The 14,520-nt window shown below is 70.5% G+C and carries 11 protein-coding genes; 5 read left to right on the top strand and 6 right to left on the bottom strand.

From position 1 onward, the window contains the following. Window positions 1-68: 68 nt before the first annotated feature. A complete protein-coding gene (locus ACZ5PB_RS06935; protein ID WP_468688498.1) occupies window positions 69-1,094 on the top strand; it encodes a hypothetical protein in 1,026 nt (341 codons plus the stop codon). 46 nt (window positions 1,095-1,140) lie between these two features. On the opposite strand, the gene ACZ5PB_RS06930 is transcribed toward ACZ5PB_RS06935, so the two are convergent. Further along, window positions 1,141-1,623, bottom strand: coding sequence for an NUDIX hydrolase (locus ACZ5PB_RS06930; protein WP_468688496.1), 483 nt, complete (start codon window positions 1,621-1,623; stop codon window positions 1,141-1,143). 226 nt (window positions 1,624-1,849) lie between these two features. On the opposite strand from ACZ5PB_RS06930, the gene ACZ5PB_RS06925 reads away from it, so the two are divergent. Beyond that, the gene (locus ACZ5PB_RS06925; protein WP_468688495.1) at window positions 1,850-5,143 is read left to right on the top strand and encodes a S8 family serine peptidase; all 3,294 of its coding nucleotides are present in this window, start codon (window positions 1,850-1,852) and stop codon (window positions 5,141-5,143) included. A gap of 103 nt (window positions 5,144-5,246) precedes the next feature. Here ACZ5PB_RS06925 and ACZ5PB_RS06920 read toward each other — a convergent pair whose 3' ends face one another. Next, window positions 5,247-5,948 carry a nitroreductase family protein gene (locus ACZ5PB_RS06920; protein WP_468688493.1) on the bottom strand — a complete coding sequence of 234 codons (702 nt, stop codon included), beginning with the start codon at window positions 5,946-5,948 and terminating at the stop codon, window positions 5,247-5,249. 141 nt (window positions 5,949-6,089) lie between these two features. On the opposite strand from ACZ5PB_RS06920, the gene ACZ5PB_RS06915 reads away from it, so the two are divergent. Further along, the gene (locus tag ACZ5PB_RS06915) at window positions 6,090-7,118 is read left to right on the top strand and encodes an aspartate-semialdehyde dehydrogenase (protein WP_468688492.1); all 1,029 of its coding nucleotides are present in this window, start codon (window positions 6,090-6,092) and stop codon (window positions 7,116-7,118) included. 176 nt (window positions 7,119-7,294) lie between these two features. Then, window positions 7,295-9,871 (top strand): aminopeptidase N, encoded by a 2,577-nt coding sequence (pepN, locus tag ACZ5PB_RS06910; RefSeq protein ID WP_468688491.1) that lies wholly within the window; start codon window positions 7,295-7,297, stop codon window positions 9,869-9,871. Between the two features lie 155 nt (window positions 9,872-10,026). Here the strand turns inward: pepN and alc are convergent, their stop codons facing one another. Continuing rightward, window positions 10,027-11,169, bottom strand: a complete 1,143-nt coding sequence (gene alc / locus ACZ5PB_RS06905; protein ID WP_468688489.1) for an allantoicase — start codon at window positions 11,167-11,169, stop codon at window positions 10,027-10,029. 99 nt (window positions 11,170-11,268) lie between these two features. Continuing rightward, entirely contained in the window at window positions 11,269-12,174 is a 906-nt protein-coding gene (locus ACZ5PB_RS06900) for a LysR family transcriptional regulator (RefSeq protein WP_468688488.1), read from the bottom strand. Window positions 12,175-12,256: 82 nt separating this feature from the next. Between ACZ5PB_RS06900 and ACZ5PB_RS06895 the strand changes: the two genes are divergently transcribed. Then, complete coding sequence (locus ACZ5PB_RS06895) at window positions 12,257-13,045, top strand: polysaccharide deacetylase family protein (protein WP_468688486.1); 789 nt, start codon at window positions 12,257-12,259, stop codon at window positions 13,043-13,045. A 4-nt stretch (window positions 13,046-13,049) separates the two neighbouring features. Here the strand turns inward: ACZ5PB_RS06895 and ACZ5PB_RS06890 are convergent, their stop codons facing one another. After that, entirely contained in the window at window positions 13,050-14,042 is a 993-nt protein-coding gene (locus ACZ5PB_RS06890) for a DMT family transporter (protein WP_468688485.1), read from the bottom strand. 195 nt (window positions 14,043-14,237) lie between these two features. Continuing rightward, window positions 14,238-14,468 carry a hypothetical protein gene (locus ACZ5PB_RS06885; protein ID WP_189824193.1) on the bottom strand — a complete coding sequence of 77 codons (231 nt, stop codon included), beginning with the start codon at window positions 14,466-14,468 and terminating at the stop codon, window positions 14,238-14,240. Window positions 14,469-14,520: the final 52 nt, after the last annotated feature.

Below are 14,520 nucleotides of genomic sequence, written 5' to 3'. Positions count from 1 at the left end.
TGTCCCGAATTGTCGACGGGACTGTAACAGCGGTTAGAGGCCGGTCCCCGGGTGGGCAAGTCCTCGGCATGAACAACAACACGCGCCACGAGACCCCCTCCATCCCCTCCCCCACCCGGGCCGTCCCCCTCACCCACCTCTCCTCGGTCCAGCGCCGGGTGCTGACGACCGCCCAGCTCCGGGAGCACGGGGTGAGTGCCGCGAAGGCGGCGTCGCAGTGCCGGGACGGCGGGCCGTGGCAGCAGCTGCTGCCGGGGGTCTTCGTACTGCACCAGGGGCCGCCGACCAGCGAGGAGCGGCTGCACGCGGCGCTGCTGTACGCGGGGCGGGCGGGCCGGCAGGGCCAGGAGAGCGAGGCCGTGGTGACGGGGCTGGCCGCGCTCGCCCTGCACCGGTTCTCCTCGGCGCCGCCGCTGCTGGCGCTGGAGCAGCTCGACGTGATGGTGCCCAGGACCCGGCGGCTGCGGTCGACCGGGTGCGTGCGGATCGTACGGGCGCACGCGCTGCCCGGGACGCAGATGATCACCGGGCTGCCGGTGGCCCCGGTGGCCCGGGCCGTCGCCGACGCGGTGGCGCACCTCAGCGACGGTGACACGGTGCGGCGGATCCTCGCCGAGGCGGTGCGCGGCGGTCACTGCGAACCGGCGGCGCTCGTACGGGAACTGAAGCTCGCCCGGCTGCTGACCAGGCCGCACGTCGCCGACGCGGTGGACTCGGTCACGGCCGAGGGGCGGGCCGCCGGGGAGGAGCGGCTGTACGAGATGGTGCGCTGCTTCGGGCTGCCGGACCCGGTGTGGAACGTGGATCTGCGACTGCCCGGCGGGCCGCACCTCGGCGGGGTGGACGCGTTCTGGCCGGACCAGGCCGTGGCGCTCGAACTGGACACCAGGGCGCCCCGGCAGGACGAGGACGCGCTCTGGTCGGAGTACGCGCGCAAGCGGGAGTACCTGGAGCGGCTCGGCATCACCGTGGTGCACCTGACCCCGGCCAAGCTGCGCGCGGCCATGGACCAGCAGGCGGCCGTGGTGCGGACGGCACTGATGGCGTCCGTGGACCGCGACCCGGCCGCCTACGTGGTGGTGCTGCCGCGATGAGGATGCACCGCACTCCCCGGCACAGCGGCCCGCTCCTCGCCCAGCGTCAGTGGTTCGGCGGCCGGTGGCGTCCGGGGCCGGGCTGCTCGACCCGGCCGGTGGCGGGCCGGCTGCGCCACAACTCCAGTCCGGTATCCACCAGTTCGACCCGGTCGAGCCCCGGTACCGAGCTCAGCGGGTGCCAGGCGGCGAGGTCGGTGGAGCCGCCCGTCTCGTGGCGCAGCTCGCCGCCCGTCACCTTCGCCTCGTACACGATGCGCAGTCCCTGGAAGTCGGCGAAGGACCCGAGCCTGCGCGGGTAGCGGCGGCGGATGGAGTCGAGGCCGAGGAGCTGCACCGGTTCGACGGTGTAGCCGGTCTCCTCGTCGACCTCCCGGACGACCGTGTCCAGGGGGTCCTCGCCGTGTTCGAGACCGCCGCCCGGCAGTGTCCACCGCTTGGCCCCGTCGCGGGCCACCCAGCGCGCCAGCAGCACCTTCTCTTCCCGTACGCACACCGCGTAGGCGGCCACTCTCAGCTCTGCGTTCATCTGCCGAGGCTAGTCAGTGCCGCTGTGGATTGCTCTTCGGACGGGCGAAGTCACCGGGGTGGCGGAGAGCGGTCAGTGGCGGATGTACGTCACAACTGGGTTTCGCCTCAGGCAACTCTCCCCAAACAACAGTCACTTACGTCATGCTGACCGGTCACGGGATACCGGAATTCGGACCGTTTCTTTCACAACCCTGTTCATTTCTTTCACCCGGGGATGCATGCACATGACTGTCGATGCCCAGGACGCTCCGCGCCGCTCCGGCGCGAGACGTACCGCCCGAATAACCTTTGCCGCCTCCCTCGTGGCGGCGCTGTGCGCGGGCGCGCCGCTGCCGGCCCTCGCGGCCGACACCCCCGTGCCCAACCCGCCGGCGGCCAAGTCCTCCGGCGCCAAGCTGGGCGCACCGGACGAGGAGCTGCTCGCCAAGGCCGAGGCCTCGGGCGCCAAGGACGTCACCGTGATGGTGGCGACCGCCCCCGGTGCCACCGAGCAGGTCGCCCAGCAGCTCGACGCGGTGCGCGGCGCCACGGTGGGCCGGACGGACGACAAGCTGGGTTACGTACGGGCGACCCTGCCGACCGCGCAGGCGGCCGCGGCCCTCAAGGCCGCCGCCAAGCTCTCCAGCGTGCAGGGCATCGACCTGAAGCAGGAGATCGAGCTCGACGACCCGACCCCGGCCGGGGACCGCGCCAAGGGCGCGCCGGCGGCCGCCAAGGGCACGTACCCGGGTCCGGGGAAGAACACCCCGGCCGAGAACCCGTACAACCCGTCCTTCGAGACCGGTGCCGTCGAGTTCGTGAAGAAGAACCCGAAGGCCGACGGCCGGGGGATCACCATCGGCGTCCTGGACTCCGGTGTCGACCTGGGCCACCCGGCGCTGCAGAAGACCACCACCGGCGAGCGCAAGATCGTCGACTGGGTGACGGCCACCGACCCGGTCGCCGACGGTGACGGCACCTGGCGTCCGATGACCACCGAGGTCAGCGGCCCCACCTTCACGGCGGCGGGCCGGACCTGGTCGGCGCCCGCGGGGACGTACAAGTTCAACACCTTCGCGGAGGCCGCCACCCTCGGCGGTGACATGAAGGGCGACCTCAACCGGGACAAGGACACCACCGACGTGTGGGGCGTCCTGTACGACCCGGCCGCCGGTACCGTCCGCGTCGACCTCGACAACGACGGCGACTTCGCGGACGAGACCGCGATGAGCCCGTACAAGGACAAGTTCCAGGTCGGCTACTTCGGCAAGGACGACCCGGCGACCGAGGTCGCCGAGCGCATCCCGTTCGTCGTGGAGACCCGCAAGGACGTCAAGTACAACGCGGCGGGCGACAAGGCCGACTTCGTCAGCATCGGTGTCATCGAGAGCGAGCACGGCACCCACGTCGCCGGCATCACCGCCGCCCACAGTCTTTTCGGCGGCAAGATGAACGGTGCGGCGCCCGGCGCCAAACTCGTCTCCTCGCGCGCGTGCACCTGGAGCGGCGGCTGCACCAACGTCGCGCTCACCGAGGGCATGATCGACCTCGTCACCAAGCGCGGCGTGGACATCGTCAACATGTCCATCGGCGGTCTGCCGGCGCTCAACGACGGCAACAACGCGCGTGCCGCCCTCTACACCCGCCTCATCGACACCTACGGCGTCCAGCTGGTCATCTCGGCCGGCAACAGCGGCCCCGGCACCAACACCATCGGTGACCCGGCCCTCGCCGACAAGGTGATCTCGGTCGGCGCGTCCATCTCCAAGGAGACCTGGGCCGCCAACTACGGCTCGGCCGTCAGCACCAAGTACGCGATGATGCCGTTCTCCTCGCGCGGCCCGCGCGAGGACGGCGGTTTCGCGCCGACGATCACCGCGCCCGGCGCGTCGATCAACACCACGCAGACCTGGCTGCCCGGCGGCCCGGTCGCCGAGTCCGGCTACCAGCTGCCGGCCGGTTACCAGATGCTCCAGGGCACCTCGATGTCCTCCCCGCAGGCCGCGGGCGCCTCGGCGCTGCTGCTGTCGGCCGCCAAGCAGGCCGGCATCGAGCTGAAGCCCGCGAAGCTGCGCACCGCGCTGGTCAGCCAGGCCGACCACATCAAGGGCGCCCAGGCCCACGAGGAAGGTGCCGGCCTGATCAACGTGGTCGACGCCTGGAAGTCGATCAAGAAGAACGCGGCCGCGCACGAGTACACGGTGAAGGCCCCGGTCGACACCGCGATGGACGAGGCGCTCAAGGTACCCGGCTTCGGCACCGGTCTCTACGACCGTGAGGGCGGCCTGAAGAAGGGCCAGAAGAAGGTCTACGACATCACGGTCACCCGCACCTCGGGCCCGGCCGGCGACGTCCGCCACGAGCTGCACTTCGAGAACAACGACGGCACGTTCAAGGTCGTCGGCAACGACGTCGTGAAGCTGCCGCTGAACAAGCCGGTCACCGTCAAGGTCTCCGCGCAGCCCCGCACCGCGGGCATCCACAGCGCGATCCTGGAGGTGTCCGACAAGGCCACCGAGGGCATCGACAAGCAGATCCTCACCACGGTCGTCGCCTCCGAGGAGCTGGCGCAGCCGGGGTACGGCTTCAAGGCCCAGGGCTCGGTCCAGCGCAACGCCCCGACCTCGTACTTCGTGACGGTCCCCAAGGGCGCCAAGTCCCTTGAGGTGGCGCTGGGCAACCTCGCCAAGGACAGCCAGACCCGGTTCGTCGCGATCCACCCGGTCGGTGTGCCGGTCGACCCGACGTCGACGATCAGCTGCTACCCGAACTACAACAACCCCGCCAACACCTGCCGCCCCGACGTGCGTTCGTACCCGAACCCGGCCCCGGGCGTCTGGGAGATCGAGGTCGAGGCGCGCCGCACCTCGCCGCTGGCCGACAACCCGTACTCGCTGGACGTGACGGCGATGGGCGTGGACTTCGACCCGGCGGTCAAGGTCGTCCCCGAGGCGAAGGTCGGCACCCCGGCCCCCGTCGACTGGAAGGTCACCAACGCCTTCGGTCCCCTGACGGGCAAGCTCAAGGGCGGCTCGCTGGGCTCCGCGAAGATCGCCAAGCCGTCCATCAAGGAGGGCGAGCAGCAGGTCACCACGGTCACCATCGGTGCGGGCGTCGAGCGTCTGAACGTCGCCATCGGCAACCCCGCCGACGTCAAGGCCGACCTGGACCTGGTGGTCCTGAAGGACGGCAAGGAGGTCGGCAAGTCCGCCGAGGCCTCCTCGGACGAGGCGGTCAGCATCGCCAAGCCCGCGGCCGGCACGTACCAGATCGTCGTGGACGGCTACTCCGTCCCGGCCGGTACGACGGCGTACGACTACCGGGACGTCTTCTTCGACCCGGCGCTCGGCTCGGTCGTGACGGACGAGACGAAGACCGTGCAGCTCGGCGTCGGCGGTTCGGCGCAGGTCTCCGCCGAGGTGAAGGTCGGCGGTGCGGCTCCGGCCGGCCGTCAGTTCTTCGGCGAGGTCCAGTTGGTCAACGCGCGCGGTACGGCCGCCGGTCTGGGCAGCGTCCAGATCGACAAGGTCACGCAGTAGCGCAGTAGGTACTGCGGCAGTGGCGCAGTAAGTACCTGTAGGGGTACGTGAACAGAGGGGCGGGCCGGAACGACTCCGGTCCGCCCCTTTCCCGTGCGTACGGTCAGATCTCGACCATCACCTGGTCCAGCGTCTTGCGCACCAGGTCCGGGACCATGCAGTCGTCCGCCGGGTAGCCGACCGGGATCACCGCGAACGCCTTCTCGTTGACCGGGCGGCCCAGCACCTCGCCCAGGAAGCGCATGGGGCTCGGGGTGTGGACGAGGGCGGCGAGGCCGGAGAGGTGGAGGGCGGAGAGCAGCATGCCGACCGCGATGCCCACCGACTCGTCGACGTAGTAGTGCTTGCGCTTGGTGCCGTCCTCGGCGAGCCAGTAGCGCTGCTGGAAGACCACGATCAGGCCGGGGGCGTCGGTCAGGTGCGGTTTGACCTCGTCGGTGCCCAGCGGGCGCAGTGCGTCGAGCCACTCCTCGCCGAGCCGGCCCTCGTAGGAGATCTGCTCCTCCGCCTCGGCCGCCTCGCGTATCCGGCGGCGTACCTCCGCGTCCTTGACGAGTACGAAGGTCCAGGGCTGCTGGTGGGCGCCGGAGGGGGCGGTGGCGCCGCAGGCGATGGCGTCGCGGATCACCTGGTCGGGGACGGGGTCGGCGGAGAACTGGCGGACCGTGCGCCGCTCGTCCATGCGGGTGCGGAGCTCGGCGGCCCGGGCCAGGGATTCGGCGCGGTCCATCCGGGCGGGGGTGTAGGGCACCGGCCGGTAGGGGTCGCCGTGGGTCGGTGTCCACTTGTTCTTTGTCACAGTCATGGGTCGAGGATTACCGGGGCAGGTGCCCCCTGTCCCGTCCTTCGGACAATCGATTGGACAAGCCGGACGGCACCGCGCGCATCATGGGTGTCAACGCCGCAGGTCGTCGTACCTGCATACGTGTCGCACAGAGGAGTCACTGTGAGGGTCGGAATCGTCGGAGCCACCGGTCAGGTCGGCGGAGTTGTGCTGCGGATCCTCGCGGAGCGGAAGTTCCCGGTGAAGGAGCTGCGCCTGTTCGCCTCCGCCCGTTCCGCCGGTTCCACGCGGGAGTGGGACGGCAAGCCGGTCACCATCGAGGACGCCTCGACGGCCGACTACACCGGTCTCGACATCGTGATCTTCTCCGCCGGCGGTGCCACGTCCAAGGCGCTCGCCGAGAAGGTCGCCGCCCAGGGCGCGGTCGTCATCGACAACTCCTCCGCCTGGCGCCGTGACCCCCAGGTGCCCCTCGTGGTCTCCGAGGTCAACCCGCACGCGGTGGCGGACCGCCCCAAGGGCATCATCGCCAACCCGAACTGCACCACGATGGCCGCGATGCCGGTGCTGCGCCCGCTGCACGACGAGGCCACGCTGACCGCGCTGATCGCCACCACGTACCAGGCCGTGTCCGGTTCCGGTCTGGCCGGTGTCGCCGAGCTCGACGGCCAGGTGAAGAAGGTCGTCGACCAGGCCGCCGAGCTGACCCACGGCGGCGACAGGGTCGAGCTGCCCGAGCCGAACGTCTACAAGAAGCCGATCGCCTTCAACGTGCTCCCCCTCGCGGGCAGCATCGTCGACGACGGTTCCTTCGAGACCGACGAGGAGCAGAAGCTCCGCAACGAGTCCCGCAAGATCCTGGAGATCCCGGACCTGAAGGTCTCCGGCACCTGTGTCCGCGTCCCCGTCTTCTCGGGCCACTCGCTCCAGGTCAACCTGCGTTTTGAGCGTCCGCTCAGTGTGGCCCGCGCCTACGAGCTGCTCGGCGGCGCCCCGGGTGTGGCGCTCTCCGAGATCCCCACCCCGCTGGAGGCCGCGGGCCAGGACGTCTCGTACGTCGGCCGCATCCGCGTGGACGAGACCGTGGAGAACGGCCTCGCGCTGTTCCTCTCCGGCGACAACCTCCGCAAGGGCGCCGCCCTGAACGCGGTGCAGATCGCGGAGCTGGTGGCGGCCGAGCTCAAGGGCTGACACCGGGCCGGCGGACCGCGGTACGGCAGGGGCGGGGCGGGACCTTTGTGGGTCCTGCCCCGTTTTCCCACGTCATCCGGGCACCCGGAAGCCTCCGCACCGCAAAATCTCCCTCCCGTGAGGTGCCCACCCCGTGGAAGGATGGGCCAGAACGTCACGATCCGAGGAGATGACAGGTGCCTGGTACGAATCTGACCCGCGAAGAGGCGCAGGAGCGGGCTCGGCTGCTCACGGTTGATGCGTACGAGGTCGAGCTCGACCTCAGTGGTGCGCAGGAGGGCGGTACGTACCGCTCCCGGACCACGGTGCGGTTCGAGGCGGCCGAGGACGGGGCGAGCTTCATCGACCTCGTGGCGCCCACCGTGCACGAGGTCGTGCTCAACGGCGAGTCCCTGGACGCGAAGGCGGTGTTCGCGGACTCGCGGATCGCCCTGGCCGGTCTGAAGGCGGGCGCCAACGAGCTGAAGGTGGTCGCGGACTGCGCGTACACCAACACCGGTGAGGGTCTGCACCGATTCGTCGACCCGGTCGACGAACAGGCCTATCTGTACACCCAGTTCGAGGTGCCGGACGCGCGGCGGGTGTTCGCCTCGTTCGAGCAGCCCGACCTGAAGGCGACCTTCCAGTTCACCGTGAAGGCGCCGTCCGGCTGGACCGTCATCTCGAACTCGCCGACGCCCGAGGCGCCCAAGGACGACGTGTGGGTCTTCGAGCCGACGCCGCGGATCTCCACGTACATCACCGCGCTGATCGTGGGCCCGTACCACGCGGTGCACTCGGAGTACGTGGGCAAGGACGGGCAGCGGGTGCCGCTGGGCATCTACTGCCGGCCGTCGCTGGCCGAGTTCCTGGACGCGGACGACATCTTCGCGGTCACCCGGCAGGGCTTCGACTGGTTCCAGGAGAAGTTCGACTACGACTACCCGTTCGCCAAGTACGACCAGCTCTTCGTGCCGGAGTTCAACGCGGGCGCGATGGAGAACGCGGGCGCGGTGACCATCCGCGACCAGTACGTCTTCCGCTCCAAGGTGACGGACGCGGCGTACGAGACGCGCGCCGAGACGATCCTGCACGAGCTCGCCCACATGTGGTTCGGCGACCTGGTGACGATGGAGTGGTGGAACGACCTGTGGCTGAACGAGTCGTTCGCCACGTACACCTCCATCGCCTGCCAGGCGTACGCCGAGGGCTCGAAGTGGCCGCACTCGTGGACCACGTTCGCCAACTCCATGAAGACATGGGCGTACCGGCAGGACCAGCTGCCGTCCACGCACCCGATCATGGCGGACATCCGTGACCTGGACGACGTCCTGGTCAACTTCGACGGCATCACCTACGCGAAGGGCGCTTCGGTACTGAAGCAGCTGGTCGCGTACGTCGGCCAGGACGAGTTCTTCCGGGGGGTGCAGTCCTACTTCAAGGCGCACGCCTTCGGGAACACCCAGCTCAGCGATCTGCTCGGTGCGCTGGAGCAGACGAGCGGCCGTGACCTGAAGACGTGGTCGCAGAAGTGGCTGCAGACGGCGGGCATCAACGTGCTGCGCCCGGTCGTCGAGACGGACGGCGAGGGGAGGATCACCGCCTTCTCCGTCAAGCAGGAGGCCCCCGCGCTGCCCGCGGGCGCCAAGGGCACCTCGACGCTGCGTCCGCACCGCATCGCGATCGGCCTGTACGACCTGGACGCGGCGGGCAAGCTGGTGCGCACCGAGCGGATCGAGCTGGACGTCGACGGCGAACTGACGCCGGTGGAGCAGCTCGTGGGCCGCACGCGCCCCGACGTCGTACTGCTCAACGACGACGACCTGTCGTACGCGAAGGTGCGGCTGGACGAGGAGTCCCTGGCGTTCGTCACCGGGCACCTGGGTGACTTCACCGAGTCGCTGCCGCGTGCGCTGTGCTGGGCCTCGGCCTGGGACATGACGCGCGACGGCGAGCTGGCGACCCGCGACTACCTGGCGCTGGTGCTGTCCGGCATCTCCAAGGAGTCGGACATCGGCGTCGTGCAGTCGCTGCACCGTCAGGTGAAGCTGGCGCTCGACCTGTACTCGGCGCCGTCCTGGCGCGAGGCGGGGCTGAACCAGTGGACCGAGGCGACGCTGGCGCACCTGCGGTCGGCGAAGGCGGGCAGTGACCACCAGCTGGCGTGGGCGCGGGCCTTCGCCGCGACCGCCCGTACGCCGCAGCAGCTGGAACTGCTGCGGGGGCTGCTGGAGGGTTCGCAGTCGATCGAGGGTCTGGCCGTGGACACCGATCTGCGCTGGGCGTTCGTCGGACGGCTGGCCGCCGTCGGGATCTTCGACGAGGACGAGATCGCGGCGGAGCTGACGCGCGACAACACCTCGGCGGGCAAGCAGCACGCGACGTCCGCGCGGGCGGCCCGTCCGACCGAGGCGGCGAAGGCGGAGGCGTGGGCGGAGGTCGTCGAGTCCGACAAGCTCCCCAACTCGCTCCAGGAGGCCGCCATCAGCGGTTTCGTCCAGACCGACCAGCGCGAACTGCTCGCTCCGTACACGGAGAAGTACTTCGCCGCGGTCAAGGACGTCTGGGACTCGCGTTCGCACGAGATCGCGCAGCAGATCGCCGTAGGCCTCTACCCGGCGCTCCAGGTCTCGCAGGAGACCCTGGACGCGACGGACGCGTGGCTGGCGTCGGCGGAGCCGAGTGCGGCGCTGCGGCGGCTGGTGACGGAGTCCCGCTCGGGTGTTGAGCGGGCGCTCAAGGCGCAGGCGGCGGACGAGGCAGCCGCTTCGTAACCCGGCGGAACGAGGAAGAGGGCCCCGGCGCGGGTGGGTGTGCGCCGGGGCCCTCTCGTTGTAATCCGTGCGTGCGGGTTCGCTGTCCACCGCACGCACGGAGGTCTGTCGCAGCTGCCTGCTGCCTGCTGCCTGCTGCCTGCTAGTTGCAGTTGCTAGTTGCTCAGCTCCTCGTAGCGGGCCTTGAGTTCGGCCTGGCCCTGCTCGGTGACGGTGCCGTGCAGGCGCATCCGGGCGACGCCGCCGTCAGGGAAGGCGTCCAGGCGCACGTGGGTGGCGACGGCCTGCGCGGGGAGCTTGAAGCGGTGCAGGGTGTCGGGCTGGAGCTTGGTGCGCGGCAGGATCTCGAACCAGTCGCCGTCCTCGCCGTTGCGGCCGCTGAGGGCGATCCAGCCGGCCGAGTTGCCCTTGAGGTAGGCGGTGTCGATCTCGACGGCGCGGACGGCGCCCTGGGCGAGCAGCTTGAAGCGCACCCAGTCGTTGGTGTCGCGGACCCGGCGGCGGCGGTTCTCCCAGCCGTCGTCCATCTTGCGGGAGGTGCCCGGCAGGATGATCTGGGTGGGCGACGAGTAGAACTTGTCCGACGCGTCCTCGTACGTTCCGCCGTTCTGTACGGCGAGGAGGTCGACGGTGCCGAGCAGCTGGAGCCACTCGGGGTCCGGCACGACCTCGCCGTGCACGCGGAGGCGGGCGATGCCGCCGTCGGGGTGCTGGCACAGGCGCAGGTGCGTGAAGCGGCGCTCCAGGTCGATCCTGAACGCGTTGGCGGCGTGGCCCTTGACGGGGGTGAGCGGGACGACCTCCTCCCACTTCACGTCGTCGGCGAGCAGCTGCTCGGGGCTCGGGGAGCCCTCGACGGCGGTCGCCTGGATGCTGACGCGCTGCGGGTAGTTGCCGCGGAAGTGGGCGGTGTCGACGATGATGCCCCGGATCACCCCGGCGGCGCCGAGCCGCACGATCGCCCAGTCGTGGTCCTCGGCCTCGGGGAAGGGGTTCGCGGCGTCGGTGCCGCGGCGGCGGCGGGTCTCCCAGCCGTCCATGATCTTGCCCTTGTGCCCGAAGTGCTCGGGGTCGAATACGGCGCGCTCGCGGATCAGGAGGTTCTCGCGCTCGGCGAAGAACTCGTCGTTGGCGGCGATGACGCCCGCGCCGAGGCGCCGGTCGGCGAGGTCGACCAGCTCCGCGAAGGAGGCGGTGTCGTCGCCCGCGGTCCGGTAGTCGGCGTACGGGTCGCCTCCGGCGTACGGGGCGGCGTCGTTGGCGTGCGGGTCTTCCTGGAGCGCGGGCTTCGTCGTCATGGCTCCGACTCTGAACCACCCGAACCCGCAGGTCCATCGAATGTTTCCGAAAGGTCTGTTAAGCAAGCGCGAATGGTCCTCGTGGTCGGCCCCGCACCCCTACCCGTCGCCCACCACGCCCCGCAGGGCTCCCAGCACCCGCGCCACCCCCGCCCCCTTCTCGGCCCCGCGCCGCACCGCCGCGACCACGTGCCGCCGGGGCTGGTCGGCGCCGAGGACCCGGACCGCGACACCTCCCACGGCCCGTTCCGCGACGGCCATCCGGGGCACCAGTGCCACGCCCATCCCGGCCTCCACCATCGCCAGGATCGCCGTCCAGCCGGCCGCGCTGTGCGCCTGTTCCGGCACGAACCCGGCCGCCTCGCAGGCCGCCGTGGTGATCTCCGACCAGGGCCCGCTCCCGCCGAAGATCCACCGCTCCCCCGCGAAGTCCGCGAGCCGCAGCCCCGGTTTGTCGGCGAGGGGGTGCCCGGCGGGCAGTGCCACGTCCAGGGGGTCGGCGAGCAGCGGCACGCGCGCGAAGGCCGGGTCCCGCTCGGTGGGCGCGTGCGCGGCCAGCGAGAGCGCCAGGTCGACCTCGCCCGCCGCCAGCAGTTCGTACGCCTCGGCCGCCTCCGCCTCCCGCACCCGTACCTCCAGGCGCGGGTGGCTCTCGCGCAGCCGTCGTACGGCCGGTACGACGAGGGCCGGCACGGCCGTCGAGAAGGCGCCGATCCGCACCTCTCCGCCGTCCCCGTGCGCGTACCCCTCCAACTCGGCCTCGGCCTGTTCCAGTTGGGCGAAGACGGCTTCCGCGTGGCGCAGCACGAGGTGTGCGGCGTCGGTGAGGCGGACCCGCCGGCCGTGCGCCTCCAGGAGCGTCACGTCGAGCTGTTTCGCCAGGTTGGAGAGCTGCTGGGAGACGGCCGAGGGCGTCATCAGCAGCGCCTCGGCCGTCGCGGTCACGGTGCCCCGGTCGCGCAGTGTGCGCAGGATGCGGAGCTTCTTGATGTCCCACTCGGCCATGCCCGCAACCTATCCGGATCCGGAATCCAACCGGAACCTCTCGCCCCGCCCATGCGGGAGGGAGGGGCGATACGGTCGGGCCATGAGCGGTCGCGGAAGTTTCGGACGTACGGCAGTCGCAGCGGCACTGGCCGCCATCTCGCTTGCGCTGAGCGGCTGTTCGGTCGAGCCGAACGCGCCCGACCTGGTCCGTTTCCAGGCGGGCGTGGCCCAGGGCAGGGACGCCGACGCCAAGGCGAAGGAGTCCGGGAAGGTGGACTGCCGGGTCGCCAGGTGCATCGCGCTGACCTTCGACGGCGGCCCCGGCAGGGACACCCCCCGGCTGCTCGACACCCTGAAGCGGGAGCGGGTGCCCGCGACCTTCTTCCTGCTCGGCGACAAGCACGTCACGCGCTATCCGGACGTGGTGCGGCGGATGTCCCGCGAGGGCCACGAGGTCGCCAACCACACCTGGACCCACCGCATCCTGGTCAACTTCAGCGAGGCCGAGGTACGGGACGAACTGGCCCGCACCCAGAAGGCGATCGAGGAGGTCACCGGCCGCGCCCCCACCCTGATGCGCCCGCCCCAGGGACGTACCAACCCCATGGTCGCGGGGGTCGCCCGCGAACTCGGCCTGGCGCTGGTGCTGTGGGACAACACCGCCAGGGACTACTCGACGACAGACTCCGCCCTCATCGAGTCGCGCGTCCTGTCGCAGGCGAAGCGGGACGGGATCGTGCTGCTGCACGACATCTACGACGGCACGGTCCCCGCGGTGCCCGGCATCATCGCGAAGCTGAAGAAGCAGGGGTACACCTTCGTGACCGTGCCACAGCTGATCGCCCCGGCCGTCGCGCAGCCGGGGCAGGTCCTCAGGCCCACTTACTGACCGTTCAGCCGGCCCTGCGGCGACCGGGGCGCGCGGCCGTCGCGCCCAGGATCACGCCGCCCAGGATCAGCACCGCGCAGAGGATCTGGAGCACTCCGGTCCGCTCGCCCAGGACGGCGTACGAGAGCAGGGCCACGCACACCGGCTGCAGGTAGTAGACGACTCCGGCCCGGGCGGCGCCGATCAGCGAGATCGCCTTGTTCCAGGCGAAGAAGGCGACGGCGGAGGAGAACACGCCGACGTAGACCAGCGGGCCGACCGTACCGGCCCGGAACTCGAAGCCGCCCTGGACGGCGAGGCTGACGCCGTACGCGGGGGCCAGCATCAGCGCGCCGAGGACGAAGGTGCAGAAGAGGAAGGCGAGGCCGCCGAGTTCGGCGGGCTTGCGGCGCAGGAGGGCGCTGTAGGAGCCGAAACAGAGGGCCGCGGCGATCATCCAGAACGCGCCGACGGACAGTCCGAGGGTGAGCGAGCCCTTGCTGACCAGGAGCAGCACTCCGGCGCAGGCGATCAGCATGCCGACGATGCGACGGGCACCCAGGCGCTGCCCGCCGAGCCGTTCGTACACCGCCATGACGACCGGTGAGGCGGCCATGATCATGCCCATGGTGCCGGCGGGGGTGTCGAGTCCGGCCTGGTTGACCAGGGTGTTGTAGACGGTGACGCCGAGCAGCGAGGCGAGGGTGATGAAGCCCAGGTGGCGGCGGATCAGGGCGCGTTGGCGCCAGGTCTCGCGCAGGGCGAAGGGGGCGACGGCGAGCAGGGCGACGATCCAGCGCCAGAAGGCGGCCTGGACGGGCGGGACGGAATCGTGCAGTCCGCGCGAGGTGACGAAGCTGCCGGACCAGACGACGGTGGCGAGGAGGGCGAGGAGGAGGCCGAGTCCGGCGCCCTTCTTGACCGTCGCGGAGGCCGTTGCGGTGGCCGTGGCCGTCGTCTTGGTGCTCGGTGTGCGGATGTGGGTGCTCGGTGTGCGGATGCGGTCCAGTACTGCCATCGCTGCCCCCTGGGTGATCGGTGGATCTCGGTGAGGGCTCTACCGTCACACCGCAGGGTTATTCAGGTCCATCGAAACTTTTCGACGGTTCTCTTCAGCAGAACTGAATGGTGAAGGGCATCGGAAACGCACCGAGGGCGCTGTTGACCCGTACGTCGTACGGAACAACAGCGCCCTCGGAGAAGTGCGAGCGGGTCAGACCTGCTTGCGCGACTTGTCCAGGACCATCACCAGTCCGGCGATGATCACGAAGAGGCCGATCGGGGCCGCCACGAAGAGACCGAGGGTCTCGGCGACACTCAGGCCGGGGCCCGGGTCGTCACCGTCGTCCCGTACGGCCGCGAGCGCGGGAGACGACAGGAGCAGCATCATCAGCGTCGTACCGGTCGCGACAGCGCCGGCGCGCAGAGCGTTCTTCTTGTCCACGGTGCAAAAGTAGCGAACGCCCGAGCGGGGCGCGCGCCCGGGGGTGCCGTAA

It is taken from the genome of Streptomyces sp. NPDC032721 (assembly GCF_055579625.1).
Note: the sequence above shows the minus strand (reverse complement) of the source record. Positions and strands in the feature narration are given on the sequence as shown.